Origin of the sequence: Spirosoma agri (assembly GCF_010747415.1) — a bacterium.
Lineage (GTDB): Bacteria > Bacteroidota > Bacteroidia > Cytophagales > Spirosomataceae > Spirosoma > Spirosoma agri.
The window spans coordinates 293,641-316,065 of sequence record NZ_JAAGNZ010000002.1 but is presented as its reverse complement, the minus strand read 5'-3'; the positions used below and the strand labels follow the sequence as shown (position 1 = coordinate 316,065).

The window sequence follows — 22,425 nt, the reverse complement described above, 5'->3', positions numbered from 1 at the left end:
GAATCCGGGTAGCCGAAGGCTGGAAAATCGAGCGACAACCAAGCCTTCAGCTCCCCGGATTCCAGGCCGAACTACATGATTACTTCACCGAGAAGCGATATTCCGTTGTGGTCTTGTAGGTCTGACCGGGGCGCAATTCGGTGGTTGGGAACGACGACTGATTGGGCGAATCAGGATAATGTTGGGTTTCCAGACACAGACCGTACCGTTTTTTATAAACGACACCGCCGGGACCCGTTGTTTTACCATCCAGAAAATTGCCGGTGTAGAACTGTACGGCCGGTTCGGTGGTGCGCACCTCCATCACCCGTCCGCTGGTTGGTTCATAGACCGTAGCCGCCAGTTTAAGTGAATTGGCCGGGCCGTTGAGTATCCAGCAATGGTCATAGCCAAGACCGTACTTAATCTGTACATCGCTCGAATCATTGATTCGCGTGCCAATTACGGTTGGTTTGGTAAAGTCGAATGGTGTGCCCGATACGGGCTTCAGCTCGCCGGTTGGAATCAACGTTTCATTGACGGGCAGGAACCGATCGGCATTTAGTGTAACAACGTGATCGAGAATATCACGCTTGACGCCACCCGTCAGATTGAAGTAAGTATGATTGGTCAGGTTTACCACGGTTAGTTTATCCGTTGTCGCCTGATAGTCGATCTTCAGCGCATTATCTTTCGTTAGCGTGTACGTTACCTCAACGGCCAGATTACCGGGGTATCCTTCTTCCCCATCTTTCGCCGTGTAGGCCAGTTTCAGGGCGGGTTCTTCGCCATCGACGGGCGTAGCGGTCCAGAGCACCTTATCGAACCCTACTTTCCCACCGTGCAGGTGATTACCCATGTTGTTGGTCAGCAGCGAATACGATTTACCATCGAGCGTAAATTTCCCTTTGGCAATACGATTCCCGTAGCGACCAACCAGCGCGCCAAAAAAGGGATTACCCGCTAGGTATGTAGACAGCGAATCAAACCGCAGTGTCACTTCGTCAAACGTACCTTCTTTGTCGGGCGTCCGCAACGATACGACAATGCCGCCGTAATTCGTGATTTGCGCGGTCATTCCGGACGAATTACGGAGCGTATAGAGATCAGCCGTTTGGCCATCGGGCAATTGACCGAATGGGGCTTTGGCAATGCCAGCTTTCTGGCTGTCGTCGGAGTTTTTCTTTGAACTACAGGAGGTCATCAGGATACAGCCCGTCAGCAGGGCAACAGCAACAAGTTGTGTTAAATGATTCATGAATGATCAGGGGGGTTTAGGCATGTAGCGGAAAGCGATCCTGCTCTCTCCTACACAAAGGCGACTAGCTACCAGAAAATAACGTATACCAACGCCAGTAAACAACAGATGGCTACCGCACCAACCCGGAATGACGAGCTGGTTTTAAACCAATTGCTGTTGACAACAAAGGCTCTCGGATTAGTCTGTCCACGCGATTCGATCAGGCTGATAGTAACATGAACGGCTACGCAAATCCAGAATACCGTGCCCATACGATTCAGGAAGGGCATATCGGGTAACTGGTATTTGAACAGCGTCGATAGAGGTATACTGATGACCGCAGCCGCCAGTGCCCCGTTGGACGAAGCCCGTTTCCAGAACATGCCCAGTAGAAAAATGCACAGAATTCCCGGCGAAATAAACCCGGTGTATTCCTGAATATATTCGAATCCCTGTCCAAAGTTTTTCAGGAACGGGCTAATGACCAGCGCAATGATAAACGAAATGATAATAACCACCCGGCCCAGCAAAACCGTTTGCTTCTCGCTGATGTTCGGATTAAAAAATTTCTTGTGAATATCAAGCATGTAAATCGTCGAGATGCTGTTGGCTTTCCCGGCAAGCGACGCGACAATGGCTGCCGTCAATGCCGCGAACGATAGCCCCTTCAGCCCCGTTGGCAGGATGTTAAGCAACACCGGATAGGCGTTGTCGGGCTTGACGATGTTGTTGTCGGTGATGCCCTGTACAATAGCGGCATCGGCATTTTCCTGAAACAACACATAAGCCGCCAGACCGGGCAGAACCACAATGAACGGCATCAAAATTTTCAGGAAAGCTGCGAACAAAACGCCGTTACGAGCCGTGTTCAGATCGGCCCCCAGCGCCCGCTGAATCATGTACTGGTTGCAGCCGAAGTAATTGAAGTTGACAATCCATTGCCCCCCGATGATAAACATCATCAGACCGGGAAGCTGGTTATACGCATCGATTTTACCTCCGCGCCCGTCATGCACAAAGTACTCCCCTTTCTGGAAAACCATGTGCATGTGGTGATCCGCCTTTTGCCGGAGCAGGTTCAGCCCCTCGAACACACCCTCGCCCGTACCTACTTTGTCGGAAAGCAGACTCAGCGCCAGATACGTTGTCGCCAGTCCACCCACAACCAGACAAACCACCTGGATCACGTCGGTATAACCAATCACTTTCATTCCACCCAGCGTGATGAAGACGGCGAAAATGGTCAGAAAAACGGCACAGGCCATGAAATCGAACCCGGTCATCTTCTCCAGACTCAGTGCGCCCAGGTAAATAATGGACGTCAGGTTAACCAGAATGTACAGAAACAGCCAGAACACTGCCATGATCGTTGCCAGCCGCTTATCGTAGCGCATTTGCAGAAACTGCGGCATAGTGTAGATCTTGTTATTGATGTACATCGGCAGAAAATAAATCGCGATGATCACCAGCGATAAACCGCCCACCAGTTCATAAACCGAAATGGCCAGACCCAGTTGAAACGCCTGTCCGCTCATGCCGATAAACTGCTCCGCCGAAATGTTGGAAGCAATGATGGATGCGCCGATAGCCCACCAGGTCAGTGATCCCTCGGCCAGAAAGAAGTCTTTGGAATCGGCGGTTTGGTTGCCTTTGTTGCGGTATACCCAATACCCGTAGGTAGCTACGATAATGAAATAGACCAGGAAAATTACGTAGTCCAGGGTTTCGAGTCCGAGTTTCATGTTGGTTTAGGGTTTTGTCGTGCTTTTGTTCCGGTAGCCCGGTCTCATGGCACGGCAGGAATGAATGGGTCAGGTGATCTAGCAACCCTGGCCGTAGTACGCATTGGTGCCGTGCTTGCGCTCGTAATGCTTCAACCGGAGCGTGTCTTTAATGCGGGGCGTGTTGGGATTAATCTGTAGCGTCAGATAGGCCATCTTAGCCAGTTCTTCCAGCACAGCTGAGTTATAGACGGCTTTTTCAGCATTTTCCCCCCACGTAAACGGACCGTGATTCTGCAACATGACCATTTCCATCTCACTATAGATCAAGCCTTTGTCAGCAAAGCAATTGAAGATCTGGTGACCGGTCTCATGTTCATAGTCGCCCTGGATCATTTCGTCGGTCAGCGCGGGTGCACACGGAATATCCTGATGGGTGTGGTCCGCGTGGGTCGTTCCAAAAATGGGGATGTCCATACCCGCCTGCGACCAGGCCACCGCGTAGGTACTGTGCGTGTGCGAGATCCCACCGATCTTATCCCAGGTTTTGTAAAGCAGCGCGTGGGTTTTCGTATCGGACGATGGCCGCATGGTTCCCTCGACAACCTTAGCGTCGTAATCGCAAATGACAATATCGCTGGGCTGGAGTTTTTCGTAAGGCACACCGCTGGGTTTGATGGCAAACACGCCACGCTCGCGGTCGACGGCGCTCACGTTACCAAACGTAAACAAGACAAGGCCCAGCTTCGGAAGCTGCATATTGGCCTCGTAACACTCTTCTTTTAAGGACGTGTACATAAGTGAAAGAGAGAAAAGGCGAAAGAGTGATTGAGGGAATTATGTAGCAATTTTTTTTCGCTCTTTCACTCATTCACTCTTTCGCTCATTAGAGTTCCAGCACCACCACCGACACCGGGGGCAGGGTTACGGTTAGTTCGTCGCCGGCGAGTTTGGCACCGGAGAAAGGCACGGGTTTTACTTTGTTCGGCTGAGCGAAGGTGTTGAAGTCCTGTACTTTTGCCGACGTCAGAATACGACCCGACACGCTTTTCGCACTGATCCCTTTCAGGTTCACCGTGATTGTCTGCGGCTTACCCGCGTCGATGTTGACCAGCGAAATATGCGTTTTTCCGGCTTTGTCGCGCGAGGCAGACACCGACACGGCAGGCAGTTTGTACTCACCCACTTTGTAGTCGTCCGCTTTCACATCGACCGGCAGCATGGTCGCGTCCTGGTGAACGTTATACATCTCCAGCACGTGATAGGTTGGCGTCAGCAGCATCTTCGGACCGTCGGTCAGGATAACCGCCTGTAGTACGTTGATCGCCTGCGCCAGGTTAGCCATCCGAACCCGTTCAGCGTGCTTGTGAAAAATATTGAGCGTAGCCCCCGCCAGTACGGCGTCGCGCATGGTATTCTGCTGGAAAAGGAATCCCGGATTCGTACCCGGCTCAACGTTATACCACGCACCCCACTCGTCGACGACCAGCGCAACCTTTTTCTTCGGGTCGTACTTGTCCATGATCTCCGAATGCTTCTGCACGAACTCATCCATTTTCAGCGCTTCGTTCATAGTGTGGGCGTAGTCGGTTTCGGTAAAATTCGTGGCCGAGCCTTTCGCATTTTCCCCCCAGCCGAACACTGAGTAGTGGTGCATCGCCACGCCTTCGAGCATGTTGCCGGGAATATTTTTCATCAGCGTTTCGGTCCAGTTGTAATCGTCTGAACTGGCTCCTGATGCGATACGAAAGATCTTTTCCTTGCCAACCTGCCCATTCATGAACGTACTGTACTGCCGGTAGATATTGGCGTAGTAGTCGGGTTTCATGTTGCCCCCACAACCCCACGCTTCGTTGCCAACACCCCAGTATTTAACGTTCCAGGGGGTCGACCGCCCGTTCTGCTGCCGCAGCGCCGACATGGGACTGTTGCTCGGGAAATTGACGTACTGAACCCATTCGCTGAGGTCCTGCACGGTGCCGCTCCCCACGTTACCTGCCAGGTACGGCTCTGTGCCCAGCAGCTCGCACATGTTCAGAAAATCGTGCGTACCGAAGCTGTTATCTTCCGTGACACCGCCCCACCAGGTGTTCACAATCTTCGGGCGTTTTCCTTTCGGTCCGATACCATCTTTCCAGTGATACGTATCGGCAAAACAACCACCCGGCCAGCGTAGATTCGGAATTTTCATCTTCTTCAACGCATCGACCACATCAAGCCGCACCCCATTTTTGTTCGGGATGGTCTTATTGTTATCGCCGACGTAGAAACCGCCGTAAATACAACGACCCAGGTGTTCGGCAAAGTGGCCGTAGATATGGCGGCTAATGATGTGCTTACCTTCATCGGCTCTGATCGTTGCTTTGCTCTGCGCCGAAACGACAAAACTCAGGCAGGCGAAGGCCAGGGTCAAGGATACTTTTTTCATAAAAAATGGAACGTTTGTGTACGGCGGCCCTCTCCAAGAACGGAAGAGGGCCGGGCGGTGAGGGTATGAGGGTCTGTGGATTACCGGAACGAGGCTTCGCTCCAGCGCAATTCATTTTTCAGCTGCCGGATCGTTGTGTTCTTATCGATCACGACCAGCTCAACCCCGAACATATCGGCGAAATCTTCGATGTGTTCGGTCGTTAGGTTTTGGCTGTATACCGTGTGGTGGGCTCCCCCCGCCAGAATCCAGGCGGCACAACCCGTTTGCATATCGGGCATGGGTTTCCACAACGCGCGGGCAACGGGCAATTTGGGCAGGGCTTCCGTTACCGCTACAGCTTCTACTTCGTTGACCAGCAGCCGGAACCGATTCCCCATATCGATCAGCGATACATTAATGGCCGGACCGGCGGGTGCGTTGAATACCAACCGGACTGGATCGGCCTTGCCGCCAATACCGAGTGGATGAATTTCGCAGGTGGGTTTCTCGGCGGCAATCGATGGACAGATTTCGAGCATGTGCGAACCAAGCACCAGTGGGTTAGCCGGATCGAAGTGGTAGGTATAATCTTCCATAAACGAGTTCCCTCCTTTCAGACCCGACGCCATCACTTTCAGCGTACGGACCATCGCGGCTGTTTTCCAGTCGCCTTCGCCACCGAACCCGTACCCATCGGCCATCAGCCGCTGCGACGCAATGCCCGGCAACTGTTTCATGCCGTGCAGATCTTCAAATGTGTCGGTGTAAGCGCCGAAGTTTCCATCTTTCAGAAAAGCGCGCATACCCACCTCAATCCGGGCGGCATCCCGTAGCGAATTATGTTGCGCTCCGCCTTTCAGCAGCGAGTCCATGAGCGTATAGCTGTCGGCATATTCCTCCACAAGTCGGTCTACGTCGGTGTCAGTCACCTGGTCGATCACCGCCACCAAGTCGCCAATACCATACGTGTTGACGGACATGCCAAAGGTCATTTCGGCAGCTACCTTATCGCCTTCCGTTACGGCAACCTGGCGCATATTGTCGCCAAAACGAGCCACTTTCATGGTCTTCAGTTCATACGCGGCAACCGACACCCGCGCCCAGGCGGCAATCTTATCAAGCACATCGTCCTGCTGCCAGTAACCAACCACAACCTTCCGGTTCAGGCGCATCCGTGACACCATGAACCCAAACTCCCGGTCACCGTGCGCCGATTGATTCAGGTTCATGAAGTCCATATCGATACTGCCCCACGGAATGTCGCGGTTGAATTGGGTATGTAGATGCAGAAGCGGTTTCTTCAGCACGGTCAGCCCACGTATCCACATTTTTGCGGGCGAAAACGTGTGCATCCAGGTAATAATGCCCACGCAATTTGGGGCGACATTCGCTTCCTGACAGATGCTATAAATCTCGTCCGGTGTTTTCACGACCGGCTTGAACACAACGCGCACCGGGATGGTCGGCGTGTCATTCAGGAATCCGGCAATAATCTGGGAGTGAGTATCTACTTGCTGAAGGGTCTCTTCACCGTATAAGTGCTGGCTTCCGGTGATAAACCAGACTTCATATTGATTCAGATTGAGCATACTGCTTGCTAGATTGAGTACTGCTTGGTTGTTTATTTTCGATGAATGCACCCAGGTTCAGGTACTTCTGGTATAACTTTTCGTAGACAGCGACCTGCTCAGGCCGAGGCTGGTATTCGGCGTCGAAGCCCGAACCCATGGCCTGTTGAGCCGCTTCCATTGTCGGATGGACACCGGCGGCTACGGCTGCGCACATGGCGGCTCCCAACGCACAGGCCTGGTCGGAACTGGCGACCTGAATGGGCTTGTTGAGTACGTCAGCCAATGTCTGCATCACAAATGGCGATTTTTTGGCAACACCGCCGATGGCAATGACTTTTTTGATCGGGACACCTTCTTCTATAAACCGATCGACAATGCTGCGTGACCCGAAGGTCGTAGCCTCCACCAGCGCTTTGAAGATTTTAGCGGCATCCGTACCAAGATTCAACCCGGCAATGGCTGATTTGAGCGTGTGATTGGCATCGGGCGTTCGCCGTCCATTGATCCAGTCCAGCGCAATCAGATCATGCTCCGTGACGGGTAATTTAGCCGCCTGCTCCGATAGGTGCGGAATAAGCTGACGGCTTAGCGTGTCGGCGGCTTCGTCGCCCAGTAGCTCACGGACGGGTCCGGTTATCAGGCGGGCAAACCAGGCATAGACATCACCGAAGGCCGACTGTCCGGCTTCCAGTCCGAGCATGCCGGGCGCGACTGACCCATCCACCTGCCCGCAAATACCCCGAATAAGCCGATGACCGATTTCCTCGATAGGAGCCATCAGAATATCGCAGGTCGATGTGCCAATGATCCGAACGAAGGCATAGGGTTCAATTTCGGCACCGATGGCACCCATGTGCGCATCAAAGGCACCCACCCCAATGACAACACCAGTCGAAAGGCCCAGCTTTTCGGCCCACTCAGCCGACAGATTACCCATCGATTGATCGGCGGTGTACGTATCCCGAAACAGGCGGTCACGTTGTCCGCTCAATAACGGATCGAGCCGGGTCAAAAATTCGTCCGACGGCAGACCATCAAATTCACGGTGCCACAAGGCTTTGTGGCCAGCCGCACAACGCGACCGGCGAAGGGTCAATGGGTTTGTGTTGCCGGTCAGTACCGCCGATATCCAGTCGCAGTGTTCGACCCACGAAAAAGCGTGCTGCCGAACGGCTTCATCAACCCGGAGTGTTCGCAGCATCTTAGACCAGAACCACTCCGACGAGTAAATGCCGCCCACGTATTTGGTATAGTCCGTATCCCAGTGGTGCGCCAGATCGTTGATTTCTTCCGCTTCGGCATTGGCGGTATGATCTTTCCACAAAATGAACATGCCGTTGGGATTCTCGGTAAAATCGGGACGAAGCGCCAGCGGCAAACCCGTTTCATCGACGGCAACGGGGGTCGACCCTGTTGTGTCGATAGAGATGCCGACGATGTGTTGCCGAACGTCGTCTGGGGCTTTTGCCAGCGATGCTGTAATGGTGGCTTCCAGCCCTTCCAGATAGTCGAGCGGATGCTGCCGAAACTGCGACGTGGCCGGGTCGCAATAAAGCCCTTTTTTCCAGCGCTGGTATTCGTGGACGTGCGTTCCAACGGCCTGCCCCGTCTGCGTATCAACGATCAGCGCCCTGACCGAATCAGTGCCGAAGTCAACACCGATAACGTATGAATTGCTCATAATGATGACTTACTTCTATAGCTCAACGCTCATCAATCAACGGCTGATTGTGAAGGTTAAAATACGTCTTTTTGCGAATAGTGTTTATCAGACACAATACTACAAATTCGTTGTGTTCTTTCAACAAGAAATAGTAATTATTTTTTATACCAAGTTCTACAGCAGGGTTAGCTCCGGGAAGAAACTTACGTAATCGGTTAAGTATCGCTGGTATTTTTCGGCATTCAGCTTATACAACTGTCCTTTTTTGGTAGCCGAGTTGGTATCTTTTTCGCCGGTACTGACCAGAAGATCGGTCGATATAATTTTCCGGCTGAAATTTCGGCGGTCGAGTTTCGTGTTGTAAATCGCTTCGTACAGTTTCTGAAGCTGAGGAATCGTGAATTTTTCCGGCAGCAGTTCAAACCCGATCGCGTGCAAAGCCGCTTTGTAGCGCAACTGCCGCAGCGCCTGTTCAACCATAGCATCGTGGTCAAAAATCAACTCAGGCTTATTTTTCAGGCTAATCCAATAGGCATTATGCGCCTTGATGGTCGTTACGTCTTGCTGCTCGATGTTGACGAGTGCGTAATAAACGACTGAAATAGTACGCTCGACGGGGTCGCGGCTTACCGAGCCAAACGTTTGCAGTTGCTCAAGGTAGTTGTTGGTTAGTCCGGTCAGCTCGTATAAAATACGCTGGGAAGCTACTTCGAGGTCTTCCGTTTCGTTCAGGAAACCGCCCATGAGTGACCATTTTCCTTTTTCCGGCTCGAAATTTCGTTTGATCAACAGCAGTTTGATTTCTTCTCCATCGAAGCCAAAAATGATACAGTCCAGTGCTACCAGAATTCGACTGGGGTGTGTATAATGAATCATAAGCAGGTAAGCTGATCGATACGCCTAGAAATAGCCAGCAGTAAGGCTCGAAGTCAAATGAACAAACATACGCTTATTCACCATAAATACGTTTATTGACCGCAAAATTTGGCGCGTTTCCGCCTGCCATGAGCAGGTCATTGAAAATCCGTTAGGTTATCTTTCGTTATGCTGACGAAGCCAACGTAAACCACGCTAAATGAGTTATGCTTGACAGTACTTTGTAAAAGTTGACTATGATTTCGCTGGATGTTGATCGCAGCCTACCAGCCGCGTTACGGTCACTATTTGAGAAATAATAGGAGCTGGGGAGCCGATTGTAGGCAAGGCTTCTTTTTCTTTGCTTCTTTTATAGTCAATTCATTTTTGTCGTTTCATGAATCGTCGTCAGTTTATTCAACAGTCTGGTGCAGCTAGCGCGGGCATATTGCTAAGTTCTCAGTCCGCATGGGCACAGGCTGGTTCCGATTTCCCCCTCGTTCGGACGGCTACCGGTAAGCGTCAGTTTACCAGCGCGGCCGTTGAACAAACCATCGAGCGGATACACAAAACCGTTCGTGACCCTGAACTAGCCTGGTTATTTGAAAACTGTTTTCCCAATACGCTCGACACGACGGTTCAAGTGAGCACCGCTGCCGGTAAGCCAGATACGTTTGTCATTACCGGCGATATCGACGCCATGTGGTTGCGCGACAGCACGGCGCAGGTGTGGCCTTACTTACCCCTGATCAAACAGGATAAGCCATTACAACAACTCATCGAAGGCGTTATCCGGCGGCAAAACCAGTGCATCATTCGGGACCCGTACGCCAATGCTTTTTACGCCGATGCGGCCAAAGAGGGCGAGTGGAAAAAAGACGTTACCACGATGAAACCGGGCCTCCATGAACGCAAATGGGAACTGGATTCTCTTTGTTACCCCATTCGACTAGCCCACAATTACTGGAAACTAACCGGCGACATCGGCCCATTCGATGCAGACTGGCTAAAGGCGATGAAACTGTCGCTGCAAACCTGCCGGGAACAACAACGTAAAACCAGCCGGGGGCAATCCAGCCGGGGGCCCTACCATTTTAGCCGCACAACGTCATGGTCAACGGATACCGTACCGGGCGATGGCTACGGCAATCCGACCCGGCCAACCGGTATGATTCACAGCATTTTTCGACCATCCGACGACGCGACGGTTTTCCCGTTTTACGTGCCATCGAACTGGTTTGCGGTTGTCTCGTTCCGGCAGTTGGCAACCATGCTTGGTCAGATTCACCCTACTGAAACCGCCTTTGCGAACGACTGTCGGGCACTGGCCAGCGAAGTCGAGGCCGCGTTGAAACAGTACGCTATTTACAATCACCCCAAATACGGCAAAATGTACGCGCTGGAAGTAGACGGTTACGGTAATCACCTGCTTCAGGACGATGCCAATGTGCCGAATCTGCTGGCTCTGCCCTACTTGGGCGCTTTCCCGGCAAGTGACCCGCTTTATCGAAATACCCGGCGTTTCGTGCTTAGCGCCGACAACCCTTATTTTTTCAAAGGCAAAGCCGCTGAAGGGATTGGCAGTCCACATACATTGGTCAATAGCATCTGGCCGATGAGCCTGATCATGCGGGCACTGACCTCCACCGACGATCAGGAAATTTTGGCGCAACTTCGCCAGTTGAAGAAAACCCACGCGGGTACGGGCTTTATGCACGAGTCGTTCAATCAGGATGATCCGGCTAAATTTACCCGCAAATGGTTCGCCTGGGCCAATACGCTTTTTGGCGAACTCATACTGAAAGTGGCGAATGAACGTCCGCATCTGCTAAGCAAGCCCGTCTGATCCCGTCAGCACCGCTGAAAACTATTGGAATTGGTTCACCAGGCTGATTTCGTGTTGTCAGTGCGTCAACGCTAACAACACGAAATCAGCCTTACTATTTATAACCAGCTTACTGGCGATGCAATACCACAAGATAGCGCTATCGACCCTGCTCTTTCTGATTGGCTCTGTTGGACACTGGTACATTATGTATTGGCAGTTTAAAAATAGCAAATGGATTCAATCGCCCATGCCTTACGTACTAGCCGTAGCCTGCGCGTGGTTGTGGATTCAGGCATCAAAATTTGGTGTCGAGGGATTTAACGGATCTATGTGGTCGAATCGCTTTTTGTTCTTTGTAACGGGCGTGATCGTTGGTGCTATTTTATACCCAATCCATTATGGTCAATCGTTCACGTTAAAAATAGTTGTCCAGTTAGTGCTGGCACTATCAATCATTCTGATTGCCGTTTTATGGAAGTAGTGGCCCAGACTTGCCTGATATAGTGGTCGCTATGTATTTTTATGCCGTTAAGCCACCGATGAATATGATTCGTTTCCTGACCTGTTGCCTGCTAACCTTGTCCGTATATTGTCCGCTTTTTGCTCAACAGGCTTATGAGATTGAAGCCGGAAAGCCAGCCCAGCTAAACGGTATTGATTATGGCTTTGAGATCAATAATGAACGCCGTATCGAAATCAGCGGAGAGCCCTTTATGCGGTATGAGGTAACGATTTACGTTACGAACAAGAGTAACTGCACAAAAATATTTTTTCCCCGGCAGACCGTATTTGGCCAGGAAAACCTCAACGAACTGGCCACGTTCGATTGCCTCAACGCGAATGGCAAACGATTGACCGCAAAGAGCGGCAAGATCATGGCACGCCCGTTTACAGTCCCCTACCAGCAAAAAGTGAAAAATTCGGAAGGGAAAGAAGTAACGACAACCACCAATATTCAGGCGGGCCACATGATTCGCAACGGCGAAACGGTCAATAACACATTCGTCGCGATTGTCCCCAATGGCGAGCGTCCACACATGAAGGTACGAATTCGCGAAATCCCCGATTTATAAACGGAATAGGTCCGTGGCCGGTCAGTTTCGTTTCAGGCGAGTTGAATCTTTGCTTTAGTAGCCTGATTGATAACGAATTGCCGGGCTTCGTCATACTCTTCGGGCGTCCGTAGATGCTCTAGTAACAGGGGAACTTCTCGCGGTAGTGCTGTCACATTACGGAGGTACGCGCCATAATCTATCCCGCCACGGCCGGGCATTGTTTCGGCAAAGTGCCCGTCTTTCCCGTAAACATCTTTAGCGTGAGACGACGCAATCCAGCGGCCTAAAATGCGGAAGGTTTCGTTGATCAGCGCTGTATTGTTGTAATATCGGGAAGGGCTGTTGATAATGTTGGCAATGTCGATGTGGGCCCCAAAAGCAGGCCGGTCAACGGCTTTTATAAACTTCAGGTACGATTCCGGTCCATCGGGCAGGCTCCACCCCATCATCTCCAGCGAGAATTTTGCCCGTTTCGGTTTTACGGCATCGATCACATTGCGACAGTTCTCGACCGTAGCATCGACGTAGTCGGTCGTCAGGTTGCGGGCGTCGGGGCCGTCCCAGTGCTTGGGGTTGTAGGAACCGGCAATGTTCACGCAGGTCAGTGCGCCGACCGCTTCTGCCAGTGCCAGCCGTTCGATCACGTAGGTCAAATTTTTACGGCGCTTTTCAGCGTCCTCGTCGAGCATATTCACCCAGGCACCTACTTCGGCGATCAGGATGTTTTGATCAGCAAACGCTTTTCGAATGGCGTTAATTTTTGCCGTGTCCTTCAACTCGACCGGGGGAACATAAGCAGAACTGTATTGCAACCGCCGGTGCTCCCGGGCCAGTGCGTCGGGGTCGTCGCTTTTCAGAAAAATAGGACCGCCCAGCCGCAGTGCCTTCTGCAACCCAGCAAATGCCGGTCCTGACGGAAGCAGGAGATTTCCCGCCAGCAAAGCCGACGATTGGAGGAATGAACGACGCGAAACGGGAGGCATAAATTCTCGACAACAGGATTTGACCGGATTGCACGTAAAAGTTGGTATTGATTTTATCCTACTCCCTACCTACAATCAATACCCGACCAGCTTTTTCGGGAGCCAACCAACTATTTTTCTAAGGGGTAAAACAAGGGGTCTTTTCGCTTTAGTGATCATACGTGTAAAGCACATCGCTCATGCAATCCAATAGACGAACATTCATAAAGAGCCTGTCGGCGGCTTCGGCCCTGGTCGCAACCGAAAGTATTGCCCGACCTTTTGGCATGCCCGCTTATATTCCTAATCTGATGAAGATTAGCCCGAATGACAAAATCCGCATTGCGACGATCGGCATGGGCATCCAAGGAAATTTTGATACTCAGGCTGCACTCCGAAACCCCGATATAGAGCTAGTTGGCGTTGCTGATCTCTACACTGGACGGCTCGAACACGCAAAAACGGCCTTTGGCAAAGACAAGGAGTTGTTCACGACCCGTGACTACCGGGAAATTCTGGCCCGCCCGGATGTCGATGCCGTCCTTGTCGTAACGCCCGATCACTGGCACGATCACATCACGATTGCCGCGCTCAAAGCGGGCAAGCACGTCTATTGCGAGAAGCCGATGGTTCAGCACCTGAATGAAGGTAAGGCGGTGATCGATGCCTGGAAAAAATCGGGCAAGACCATGCAGGTCGGTAGCCAGCGGATCAGCAGTGCGGCATTTAAAGAAGCCAAGCGACTCGTGGAAGCAGGCGATATTGGCCAGATCAACTACATCGAATCCAACAGCGACCGGTTCAACGCCATCGGGGCCTGGCAATACTCGATTCCAACCGATGCATCGACCCAAACCGTTGACTGGGACCGATTCCTTGGCGATGCACCCAAACATGCCTTTGATGCCAAACGCTTTTTCCGCTGGCGGAACTATAAAGACTACGGTACGGGTGTTGCGGGCGATTTGTTCATTCACCTGATCACGGGCGTTCATTACGTGACCAACACACTCGGTCCAACGCGCATCTACTCGTCAGGAAATCTAGCCTATTGGAAAGATGGCCGTGATGTGCCCGATATTATGGCCTGTATTATGGATTATCCCAAAACAGACCAGCACGAAGCCTTCCAGATGGTACTTCGGGTGAACTTCGCCAATGCCGGAAAGATCAACGACGTGACGCGCATTATCGGGAACGAAGGGCAGATCGAATTTTCCGAAAACAACCTGATCATGACCAAAAAGAAACTTCCCGTTGCGCCTGGCTATGGCGGTTACGACAGCTTCTTCACCTTCACCGAACCGGTCCAGCAGGAATTTACGCGTCAGTACGATGCCCAGTATCCGCCCGACACCCGCAAGGCCGAGCCGGTTAAAGAAGTGAAGTTTGAAGCGCCCAAAGACGATGATGCTCACGCGAAACACTTCGCGGATTTCTTCGACAACGTACGCCGGGGCAGTCAGGGGACGCTCGAAGATCCGGTCTTCGGTTTCCGGGCAGCCGCACCAGTACTGGCCTGCAACGAAAGTTACTTTGACCAGAAAGTCGTGCATTGGGACCCAGTGACCATGATCCAGAAAAATCCGGCTGCCAAAGCCGCCCCCAAAAAGACGATTGCTTCTCAAAAAGCGGCCTCTAAAAAAGCGTAGGGAATTCTCAAAAAACCGCGAAGGTTGTTATGTGTGTTTGTCACTTGTTACCCGTTGACACCACACGTAGCAACCTTTTCGATTTCCAGAAAACCAGAAGTTGGGCTTTCTAGGTATATAGTCGGTCCGTTATCAGCGTTTATAACCTGTATGAATAGCCCTGCCCCCGTATCGAATATACCCCGTCGTCCCAGACTAAGCCAACGACTAGGACGCATTACCCTGTTAGCTTTTCTCCTCTGGATCGTCATCGATTTGGTTGTGCCGACCAAGCACGACATACGGCAGTTTGATGCCCGCACAGTCGCGACGATTGAAACGGCGATGTGGCGATCCTACTACGAACGAAAACCGGTGCTTCTTTTCTGGCAACTGGCGTCGGGTCTGCGTCAACAATTTCACACCCGGTTCTGGCGATCATTTCGGCTGGGTTATCAGGCAACCAAATCAGCCTTCATTTTCAAACAGGGTAAAACGCGGGCTGATTACCAGCGGGCGCTCCCCGAGCTCATTTCGTATTACGAGTCGATTCATTCGCTCAGCACCAATTCATTCGATGTACACAAGGTAGCCGCGCTGGAGCTGGACTGGTGGATTATACATCGTCAGCGCGAACGGTATTCGTACGCCAACTTAGCCAATGCGCTGGCGGCAACGGCTGCGGCTCAGTACAATTTACCGGTGGCTCCTTTCCAGACGTACGCCCGACTTCGCGCGAATGCGATGCGTATGCGCGACGACTCCGTTCTGAAACCGGGCGGCACGACCGAAGCCGACTGGACAGTTATCGAGCAGGCGTTAGATCAGGCTTGGGGCGCTCTGCACGAAGCCGTTCAGCCGAATCGGCAGTGAGATTAGTATTTTTAGTCTGCAAAATCAGCTGCCGACAACAGGCTTACCCCTTCAGAGCATTGACCGTATCATTAGCGCGCAAGCCGTAACGTTGCTCCCGTAGCCACGTTCAGACGGCCACCTGTCTCGTATCGAATAGCTCGTGCCTCGGCCTGATAGTTTGGCGATAGGTCAATTGCGTGTAAAATTCGAACCTGCTGTGTAGCGTTAGGGACCACTCCACAAGACCATACAGTTGAATCAGTCCAGTTACCGGCTTTAAGTGTGTAAAAATCACCAATCGATACGCTTGCGGTAGCCGAGCCAGCCGGGGAGCCAAAGATAGAGGTCGTTACGGTAACGGAATAGGTTCCTGACGCCTGTACAACAGCCTGATTGGTAGTACCAATCTGAGTAGCACCGGGGCCAAACTGATAGGCAAATCCTTCGCCCGATGGTTGCGCTGTCAGTGTGACAGACGTTGCTGAACAGTTTATCGGCTCGTTGACAGCCAATGTAGGCCGGATCGGATACGTCACTTTTCTGACGCGCTGATTGCCTGTTTCAGCTATGTATAGATTACCCGCTACATCAACCGTAATACCTTTTGGACCTACTAATTTAGCGTTGACGGCTGGAATTCCATCACTGTTTGCCCCTTGTGCGCCACTCTCGACCGCAGTGGTAATTAGTCCGTTGCGGTCGACTCGACGAATTCGATTGTAATACGACTCCGAAATATACATTGTTCCATTCCCATCAAAGGCCACTTCATAAGGTCCGTTCACAGGGCTGTTCGTTGCCAGAATATTTTCGCTCCCGTAATACAGGAAACCGTTGCCAGCTACCGTAGTGATGATGCCGCTGGCATCAACCTTTCTGACCCGGTTATTAGAGAAATCAGCAATGTAAAGGTTTTCGTCTTTGTCCAGCGTTACACTGGTCGGGTTGTTTAATTGCGCATTGACGGCCAGTCCGCCATCACCACTGTAGCCGCTACTGGCGGTTGTTCCTGCCACGATAGAAATGATACCAGCAGGGGTAATCTTTAAGATACACTTACTGGTAGGAACATAGACCGTCCCGGCTTTCGAAACAGCGATTCCGCTGGAGTTGTAAATGTCAGCGCTTGACCCTGAGTATCTATTCTCAATAAAACTCGGAGTCCCGTCGCCAGCCACCGTCGTGATCGTACCATTCACCGCGATTTTTCGAATACGCGCGTTGCTCTGATCGATAAAATACAAATTACCTGTAGCGTCAAGACCTGCACCACGTGGATATCGCAATTGAGCTTCCGTAGCAGGACCACTATCTCCAGTATACCCGTTGACACCCGTTCCGGCAACCGTGCTAATGATACCATTGGGACTAACTTTACGCAGGCGATGGCTAAACTGATCCGTTACGTACACATTTCCCTTCGTGTCGACCGTGAGATTGGCAGGTGTTTTCGTAGCAAAAAGAAGTTTTCGGAAGAACGCATTAGTAGCGGGACCACCATCGCCCGTAAATCCACCAGCGATGGTATTGATAACGCCATCGCTGGTTATTCGACGTATCCGATAATTATCCTGATCAGCGATATAAACATTTCCTGAAGCGTCCACGTCAACGCCCGGAACGGCGCTAATCTGTGCATTAACGGCTAGACCGCCATCGCCACTGAACCCACTCGTACCATTTCCGGCTACGGGTTCTATGATACCGTTTGTGTTTATTTTTCGAACCCGTCCGTCTTGTTGAGAAAGGTATATAACGCCAGCGTCATCGATAGTCAAATCATTGGGTCTGTACACTGACGCATTGATCGCCAATCCGCCGTCACCCCTGGACTGCAAAGACCCATCACCGGCCACGGTGGTTATCACGCCATTCACGTCGACTTTACGAATCCGGTTATTATAAGTATCAGCGATATACAGATTGCCCGAATTATCCACAGCAACGGCACTGGGGTATTGTAACTGAGCACTGGTGGCTGGGCCACCATCACCGCCAAAAGACGGGGTTCCGTTGCCAGCCACCGTATTGATAACACCATCGACACCCACTTTTCGGATACGGTTGTTGCCCGAATCGACAATGTACAGATTACCATCCTTATCAATCACGACACAAGTAGGGAAACGTAAGGTAGCATTTACCGCTAGTCCACCATCTCCGCCATATCCATTGATACCATTTCCGGCTATGGTGGTAATAACACCATTAAGGTCGATTCTTCGAACACGGTGATTTTGAGAATCGGCAATATACACCCGTCCCGTAGCATCTATTGCCATTCCGAGAGGCTGAATGAATTTGGCATTGGTAGCCGGACCGTTGTCACCCTCGAAACCAACCTCTCCAGTTCCTGCCAATGTAGTAACGATTCCATTTGCATCGATTTTGCGAACCCGATAGCCTTCCGTATCCATGATGAAGGAGTTTCCGTTCTGGTCGAACCCAATGGCGGTGGGGCTACAAAAACCGGCATTGAGCGCTGGCCCGCCATCGCCTATAGTCGTACCGGAAACAATGGTTGTTATAACCTGAGAGTAAGCAACGTGGGTAAGAAAACAGCAAAACACGATTGCTATTTTCAGAAAGCGGGTAATAGTACTGGTCACGGAGAGAAATAGGTAAGTGGTACGAGTAGTATATGCGTCCAGCAAAATTATTTAGTGGAACGGTCAACGCAAATACGCTGAGGAAGAAGCTGTCTACTTTTTATCGCAACCAAATGGTATAAACTAAAACAGATTCGGAACTAAAGTTTAGTCGATTTAAGCCAAGTTAGGCGTTAGTGAGTTGTAGGTATAGACGCCCTATTACCTATGCAACTGACAATCTCACCGGAAAATCCACTTGAATGGCTGGCTCTGCGCGCTAACCTGGCTCCGATTCCGCTTCTTCACGTTCAGATTATGCCGGTTCTGGCAAAAGCCGTTCTCGAAGCCGCTGACAAAGGCGTATTTGACGCGGTTAACAATGGAGCCAATACACTGGATGAGCTCGCGGCTGTGCTCAACCTGAATCCTAAAGCACTAGGCGAATTAATGGGTCTATTAACTGCTATGGGCTATTTTACCTTCCATAACGATCGCTTTACGCTAACGAAAATGGCCCGGCGATTTGCGACGAAAGATGACCCTTACTCGGTTCATGGCATGATGATTTTCAACAATCGCGTTGTTTGGGATTGGATGAATCATCTGGGCGACTATCTGCAAACGGGTAAAGGCATTCAATACCACGATAGCCTGTCGACAGAACAATGGCGTTATTACCAGGAAGCCATGGTGGCCGCCAGCAGTACCGAAGCGCGGGAATTCGGTCGACGTGCACCGGTACCGAAGTCGGCCACAACAATGCTGGACATTGGTGGCTCCCATGGTCAGCATTCGGTGGCGCTCTGCCGGAAACTTCCGGCCTTAACATCAGTCATTCTTGATTTGCCAGCCGCCATTGAACAGGCCGCTCCGTTGCTGGATCGGCAGGGTATGGGCGACCGGATCACCTACCGACCCGGCAATGCACTCACCGACGATTTTGGCGAAAATACGTTTGATATTGTGCTGCTCTCAAGCCTAGCCCATCATTTTACCCCGGATCAAAATCAGCTCGTTACCACAAAAGTAGCCAGGGCTTTGCGACCGGGGGGCGTTTTTATCGTCAACGAATTCAGCCGACCGGAGCTGGGCGCAAAACCAAACCTGATTGGCAGCAGCACGGATCTGTTTTATGGATTGAGCAGTACCGCCGGTAACTACTCAGTCGCCGAAATTCAGCAATGGCAACAAACGGCCGGATTAAAACAACACAAAGTCGTTACGTACCGCACCATGCCCGGTCGGGTGATGGTCGTAGCCAAAAAATAATCCGCCGGGCAGCAAAAACAGATCCGCCGTTCGTTCATCACTTGTTGCAGGCGCGAAGGTTCGTTACGTACCTTTGCGTATAGATCAACACAACCTATGAAATACAAAAAGCACGTTTTCATTTGCGCGAATCAGAAAGCAGCTCCTAAAAAATCGTGTGGTGAAGCGCACGGTAACGAACTGGTTGACGCCTTCAAAGCAGCACTGGCCGAACGCGGTCTGCTGAAAGAAATGCGCGCTCAACGGACCGCTTGTCTCGATGCCTGCGCCTTCGGTCCGGCCCTGGTCGTTTACCCGGAAGGCACCTACTACGGCAATGTTCAACTATCCGATGTGAACGAGATCATAGAAAGCGACTTACTGAACAACCAGCCGGTTGAGCGGCTCAAGCTGAATTATTAACGGTTTTGGGTGCTGGTCGAGGTGAAGTACGTATCAGCAAAACCAGTACCCGAACCTACTTGCATCAATGTACAAGCACCTTTTCTTTGACCTCGATCACACGCTTTGGGATTTCGACCGTAATTCGGCGGAGTCACTTGCGGAGCTGTTCGAGACGTTTCGTCTGGCCGATCTGGGCATTCCCTCAGCGGAGGAATTCAGCCGTCATTTTATTGCGATCAACAAGCAGCTGTGGGTTGATTACGACCGAAACCTCATTGAACATACGTACATCCGGAAGCACCGGTTTCCTATGGTCTTTCGGGCGCTTGGCGTCGATGAGTCGGCGGTCCATGCTGATCTGAATGTCGAATACCTGCGATTGCTTCCCCGGAAACCGCATTTGCTGGAGTCGGCCCGCGAGGTGCTGGATCATCTGAAAGGTCGCTATACGATGCACATCATCACGAATGGGTTTGCGGATATCCAATCCATCAAAATGGCTAGTGCCGACATCGCCCATTATTTCACCCATGTCGTCACCAGCGAAAACGCCAATGCGAAGAAGCCCAATCCGCTGGTATTCCAGTACGCCATGGAGATCAGCGGCACGACCGCAGCGGAAAGCCTGATGATCGGCGATAATTACGAGGCTGACATTCTGGGAGCCAAAGGTGTTGGCTTGGATACAGTTTTCTACAATCCTTCCGGCCTGCTCGTCGACGATCAGCCAACCTACGACATTCGCCACTGGAACGAGTTGATGGCTATTCTGTAGACTAGACTGGTTTATTGATGCGTTCAGGGAACTAAACAAAAGGTACGGTATGAACATAACTGCAGCAACCGCCTTAGTCACCGGGGGCGCTTCCGGACTCGGTGAAGCCACGACACGACTCCTGGCCTCGAAGGGCGCCAATGTTATCATCGCTGATCTGAATGAGGAACGGGGTAATGCGTTAGCCGATGAATTAGGGCCTGCGGTCCGGTTTATCAGCACCAACGTTACCAGTGAAACCGATGTGCAGGCGGCTGTCAATCTGGCGGTAGAAACCTTCGGTGGTTTACACATCAACGTCAATTGCGCCGGTATCGCCGAAGCCCGCAAAACCCTCGGCAAAGTCGATGGCGTGTATGGCGCTCATTCGCTGGCGGCCTTTCAAAAGGTCGTTTCCGTCAACCTTATCGGGACGTTCAATGTCATTCGACTCGCAGCTTTGGCAATGGAACGCAACAGCCCCAATAACGAGGGTGAGCGGGGCATCATCATCAATACAGCATCCGTAGCCGCTTATGACGGGCAAATGGGACAGGCCGCTTATTCGGCATCAAAGGGAGGCATTGTCGGCATGACGCTTCCCATTGCCCGCGACCTGGCCCGTTCCGGCATTCGGGTCATGACCATTGCGCCCGGCCTGTTCGAAACGCCTTTACTGCTGGGGCTTCCCGAAGAAGCTCGTCTGTCACTGGGGCAACAGGTCCCTTTTCCCTCCCGGCTTGGCCGCCCGGCTGAGTATGCTATTTTGGTCAAAAGCATCATCGAAAATCCCATGTTAAACGGCGAAGTCATTCGGCTCGATGGTGCTATTCGTATGGGACCGAAGTAGGGTACTTATCGGCGTTGGGTGCTTGCTTAAGTCGTTCTTTCATTTCCAGCGTCCGGTCGGTTGGTTAGCCCCCGTGGACACGAGAAACGCCGAATTGATGTGGCACTATTTTCCTTTTGGTTTGTAATGTGTAGTATTACACGCTACAAAGCGAACAATGATCGTTAACTTCAAACACAAAGGGCTTCATCAGTATTATGAAGCAGGCAATGGTTCCAGGTTACCCGCTCAATACCTGCGCAAGATTAACCGGCTCTTTGACCAGTTGGATGCCCTGACCTCTGTCAGAGATATTTAACAGATGGGGTCTGGCATCCATAAACTCACGGGCGATTTGGCAGAATTCTGGGCCATTACTGTGACGCCCAACTACCGGATTATTTTTCGCTTTGAAGCCGGTGATGTGTACGATGTTGACTATGTAGATTACCATTGATTATGATACGCAACCTACCCCCAGTGCATCCCGGCGAGATTTTGCGGGAGGACTACATTAAAGAGAGGAATTTGACTATAACGGAAGTCGCACAGGGTTTAGGCGTTGCCCGCGCCAATCTCTCGGCTATCGTCAACGAGCGAGCTGGTATTAGCCCAGAGTTAGCCGTCAAGTTGTCAGAAGCATTTGGCAACACGGCTCAATTCTGGGTCAACTTACAAAAGAACTATGAGTTGTGGCATGCTGAACGCAAAGTCAACCGTTCAGCCATTCGCCATTTCAATCAGGCAAGTGGTCTACAAACTGCGTAACATTCCGCTCCGCATAGGGTAGTTGCCGGATGCTAGGAAGTAGGCTTCCGAAGGCCGAGT

General features: G+C 51.5%; 21 protein-coding genes. 12 read left to right on the top strand and 9 right to left on the bottom strand.

Features of this window, described 5'->3' with window-relative positions; translation table 11 throughout:
* Window positions 1-79 precede the first annotated feature (79 nt).
* The 7 genes from GK091_RS18090 to GK091_RS18060 all read right to left on the bottom strand — a co-directional run bounded on the left by GK091_RS18090 (window position 80) and on the right by GK091_RS18060 (window position 9,460).
* Window positions 80-1,237, bottom strand: coding sequence for an aldose epimerase family protein (locus GK091_RS18090; protein WP_164041303.1), 1,158 nt, complete (start codon window positions 1,235-1,237; stop codon window positions 80-82).
* 68 nt (window positions 1,238-1,305) lie between these two features.
* On the bottom strand, window positions 1,306-2,961 hold the full coding sequence (locus GK091_RS18085) for a sodium/sugar symporter (protein WP_164041302.1): 1,656 nt from the start codon (window positions 2,959-2,961) through the stop codon (window positions 1,306-1,308).
* A gap of 78 nt (window positions 2,962-3,039) precedes the next feature.
* A complete protein-coding gene (locus GK091_RS18080) occupies window positions 3,040-3,738 on the bottom strand; it encodes an L-ribulose-5-phosphate 4-epimerase (RefSeq protein ID WP_164041301.1) in 699 nt (232 codons plus the stop codon).
* An 88-nt stretch (window positions 3,739-3,826) separates the two neighbouring features.
* Entirely contained in the window at window positions 3,827-5,368 is a 1,542-nt protein-coding gene (locus tag GK091_RS18075; RefSeq protein WP_164041300.1) for an alpha-N-arabinofuranosidase, read from the bottom strand.
* Window positions 5,369-5,448: 80 nt separating this feature from the next.
* Window positions 5,449-6,939 carry an L-arabinose isomerase gene (gene araA, locus GK091_RS18070; RefSeq protein WP_164041299.1) on the bottom strand — a complete coding sequence of 497 codons (1,491 nt, stop codon included), beginning with the start codon at window positions 6,937-6,939 and terminating at the stop codon, window positions 5,449-5,451.
* Window positions 6,917-8,602 carry a ribulokinase gene (locus tag GK091_RS18065; RefSeq protein WP_164041298.1) on the bottom strand — a complete coding sequence of 562 codons (1,686 nt, stop codon included), beginning with the start codon at window positions 8,600-8,602 and terminating at the stop codon, window positions 6,917-6,919. Before GK091_RS18065 ends, araA begins: the two co-directional genes overlap by 23 nt.
* Window positions 8,603-8,758: 156 nt before the next feature.
* A complete protein-coding gene (locus GK091_RS18060) occupies window positions 8,759-9,460 on the bottom strand; it encodes an NUDIX hydrolase (protein WP_164041297.1) in 702 nt (233 codons plus the stop codon).
* 376 nt (window positions 9,461-9,836) lie between these two features.
* On the opposite strand from GK091_RS18060, the gene GK091_RS18055 reads away from it, so the two are divergent.
* The 3 genes from GK091_RS18055 (at window position 9,837) to GK091_RS18045 (ending at window position 12,340) form a co-directional block, all read left to right on the top strand.
* A complete protein-coding gene (locus GK091_RS18055; protein WP_164041296.1) occupies window positions 9,837-11,285 on the top strand; it encodes a glycoside hydrolase family 125 protein in 1,449 nt (482 codons plus the stop codon).
* 118 nt (window positions 11,286-11,403) lie between these two features.
* Window positions 11,404-11,748, top strand: coding sequence for a hypothetical protein (locus tag GK091_RS18050; protein ID WP_164041295.1), 345 nt, complete (start codon window positions 11,404-11,406; stop codon window positions 11,746-11,748).
* Window positions 11,749-11,812: 64 nt separating this feature from the next.
* The gene (locus GK091_RS18045; protein WP_164041294.1) at window positions 11,813-12,340 is read left to right on the top strand and encodes an ABC transporter permease; all 528 of its coding nucleotides are present in this window, start codon (window positions 11,813-11,815) and stop codon (window positions 12,338-12,340) included.
* Window positions 12,341-12,372: 32 nt separating this feature from the next.
* Here GK091_RS18045 and GK091_RS18040 read toward each other — a convergent pair whose 3' ends face one another.
* Window positions 12,373-13,305 carry a sugar phosphate isomerase/epimerase family protein gene (locus tag GK091_RS18040; RefSeq protein ID WP_164041293.1) on the bottom strand — a complete coding sequence of 311 codons (933 nt, stop codon included), beginning with the start codon at window positions 13,303-13,305 and terminating at the stop codon, window positions 12,373-12,375.
* 179 nt (window positions 13,306-13,484) lie between these two features.
* On the opposite strand from GK091_RS18040, the gene GK091_RS18035 reads away from it, so the two are divergent.
* Both GK091_RS18035 and GK091_RS18030 read left to right on the top strand, forming a co-directional pair.
* Window positions 13,485-14,936, top strand: coding sequence for a Gfo/Idh/MocA family protein (locus tag GK091_RS18035; RefSeq protein WP_164041292.1), 1,452 nt, complete (start codon window positions 13,485-13,487; stop codon window positions 14,934-14,936).
* A gap of 150 nt (window positions 14,937-15,086) precedes the next feature.
* Window positions 15,087-15,788, top strand: coding sequence for a hypothetical protein (locus GK091_RS18030; RefSeq protein WP_164041291.1), 702 nt, complete (start codon window positions 15,087-15,089; stop codon window positions 15,786-15,788).
* 71 nt (window positions 15,789-15,859) lie between these two features.
* On the opposite strand, the gene GK091_RS18025 is transcribed toward GK091_RS18030, so the two are convergent.
* Window positions 15,860-18,379 carry an NHL repeat-containing protein gene (locus GK091_RS18025; RefSeq protein WP_164041290.1) on the bottom strand — a complete coding sequence of 840 codons (2,520 nt, stop codon included), beginning with the start codon at window positions 18,377-18,379 and terminating at the stop codon, window positions 15,860-15,862.
* A gap of 207 nt (window positions 18,380-18,586) precedes the next feature.
* Between GK091_RS18025 and GK091_RS18020 the strand changes: the two genes are divergently transcribed.
* The 7 genes from GK091_RS18020 to GK091_RS17995 all read left to right on the top strand — a co-directional run bounded on the left by GK091_RS18020 (window position 18,587) and on the right by GK091_RS17995 (window position 22,365).
* Window positions 18,587-19,630, top strand: a complete 1,044-nt coding sequence (locus GK091_RS18020; protein ID WP_164041289.1) for a class I SAM-dependent methyltransferase — start codon at window positions 18,587-18,589, stop codon at window positions 19,628-19,630.
* Window positions 19,631-19,726: 96 nt separating this feature from the next.
* Window positions 19,727-20,032, top strand: coding sequence for a (2Fe-2S) ferredoxin domain-containing protein (locus GK091_RS18015; RefSeq protein WP_164041288.1), 306 nt, complete (start codon window positions 19,727-19,729; stop codon window positions 20,030-20,032).
* A gap of 67 nt (window positions 20,033-20,099) precedes the next feature.
* Window positions 20,100-20,789 (top strand): YjjG family noncanonical pyrimidine nucleotidase, encoded by a 690-nt coding sequence (locus tag GK091_RS18010; protein WP_164041287.1) that lies wholly within the window; start codon window positions 20,100-20,102, stop codon window positions 20,787-20,789.
* A 49-nt stretch (window positions 20,790-20,838) separates the two neighbouring features.
* Window positions 20,839-21,618, top strand: a complete 780-nt coding sequence (locus tag GK091_RS18005; protein WP_164041286.1) for a 3-hydroxyacyl-CoA dehydrogenase — start codon at window positions 20,839-20,841, stop codon at window positions 21,616-21,618.
* 157 nt (window positions 21,619-21,775) lie between these two features.
* On the top strand, window positions 21,776-21,916 hold the full coding sequence (locus GK091_RS29610; protein WP_246202311.1) for a hypothetical protein: 141 nt from the start codon (window positions 21,776-21,778) through the stop codon (window positions 21,914-21,916).
* A 3-nt stretch (window positions 21,917-21,919) separates the two neighbouring features.
* Entirely contained in the window at window positions 21,920-22,054 is a 135-nt protein-coding gene (locus tag GK091_RS29605; protein WP_246202310.1) for a type II toxin-antitoxin system RelE/ParE family toxin, read from the top strand.
* A gap of 2 nt (window positions 22,055-22,056) precedes the next feature.
* The gene (locus GK091_RS17995; RefSeq protein ID WP_164041285.1) at window positions 22,057-22,365 is read left to right on the top strand and encodes a HigA family addiction module antitoxin; all 309 of its coding nucleotides are present in this window, start codon (window positions 22,057-22,059) and stop codon (window positions 22,363-22,365) included.
* Window positions 22,366-22,425: the final 60 nt, after the last annotated feature.

Excerpts from the sequence above, each read along its gene's own strand:
- GK091_RS18050 (WP_164041295.1), top strand. The coding sequence starts at position 11,404 with ATGCAATACCACAAGATAGCGCTATCGACCCTGCTCTTTCTGATTGGC.
- araA (WP_164041299.1), bottom strand. The coding sequence starts at position 6,939 with ATGCTCAATCTGAATCAATATGAAGTCTGGTTTATCACCGGAAGCCAG.
- GK091_RS17995 (WP_164041285.1), top strand. The coding sequence starts at position 22,057 with ATGATACGCAACCTACCCCCAGTGCATCCCGGCGAGATTTTGCGGGAG.
- GK091_RS18085 (WP_164041302.1), bottom strand. The coding sequence starts at position 2,961 with ATGAAACTCGGACTCGAAACCCTGGACTACGTAATTTTCCTGGTCTAT.
- GK091_RS29610 (WP_246202311.1), top strand. The coding sequence starts at position 21,776 with ATGATCGTTAACTTCAAACACAAAGGGCTTCATCAGTATTATGAAGCA.
- GK091_RS29605 (WP_246202310.1), top strand. The coding sequence starts at position 21,920 with ATGGGGTCTGGCATCCATAAACTCACGGGCGATTTGGCAGAATTCTGG.
- GK091_RS18010 (WP_164041287.1), top strand. The coding sequence starts at position 20,100 with ATGTACAAGCACCTTTTCTTTGACCTCGATCACACGCTTTGGGATTTC.
- GK091_RS18060 (WP_164041297.1), bottom strand. The coding sequence starts at position 9,460 with ATGATTCATTATACACACCCCAGTCGAATTCTGGTAGCACTGGACTGT.
- GK091_RS18055 (WP_164041296.1), top strand. The coding sequence starts at position 9,837 with ATGAATCGTCGTCAGTTTATTCAACAGTCTGGTGCAGCTAGCGCGGGC.
- GK091_RS18035 (WP_164041292.1), top strand. The coding sequence starts at position 13,485 with ATGCAATCCAATAGACGAACATTCATAAAGAGCCTGTCGGCGGCTTCG.
- GK091_RS18015 (WP_164041288.1), top strand. The coding sequence starts at position 19,727 with ATGAAATACAAAAAGCACGTTTTCATTTGCGCGAATCAGAAAGCAGCT.
- GK091_RS18065 (WP_164041298.1), bottom strand. The coding sequence starts at position 8,602 with ATGAGCAATTCATACGTTATCGGTGTTGACTTCGGCACTGATTCGGTC.
- GK091_RS18090 (WP_164041303.1), bottom strand. The coding sequence starts at position 1,237 with ATGAATCATTTAACACAACTTGTTGCTGTTGCCCTGCTGACGGGCTGT.
- GK091_RS18040 (WP_164041293.1), bottom strand. The coding sequence starts at position 13,305 with ATGCCTCCCGTTTCGCGTCGTTCATTCCTCCAATCGTCGGCTTTGCTG.
- GK091_RS18080 (WP_164041301.1), bottom strand. The coding sequence starts at position 3,738 with ATGTACACGTCCTTAAAAGAAGAGTGTTACGAGGCCAATATGCAGCTT.
- GK091_RS18030 (WP_164041291.1), top strand. The coding sequence starts at position 15,087 with ATGAATAGCCCTGCCCCCGTATCGAATATACCCCGTCGTCCCAGACTA.
- GK091_RS18075 (WP_164041300.1), bottom strand. The coding sequence starts at position 5,368 with ATGAAAAAAGTATCCTTGACCCTGGCCTTCGCCTGCCTGAGTTTTGTC.
- GK091_RS18045 (WP_164041294.1), top strand. The coding sequence starts at position 11,813 with ATGATTCGTTTCCTGACCTGTTGCCTGCTAACCTTGTCCGTATATTGT.
- GK091_RS18020 (WP_164041289.1), top strand. The coding sequence starts at position 18,587 with ATGCAACTGACAATCTCACCGGAAAATCCACTTGAATGGCTGGCTCTG.
- GK091_RS18005 (WP_164041286.1), top strand. The coding sequence starts at position 20,839 with ATGAACATAACTGCAGCAACCGCCTTAGTCACCGGGGGCGCTTCCGGA.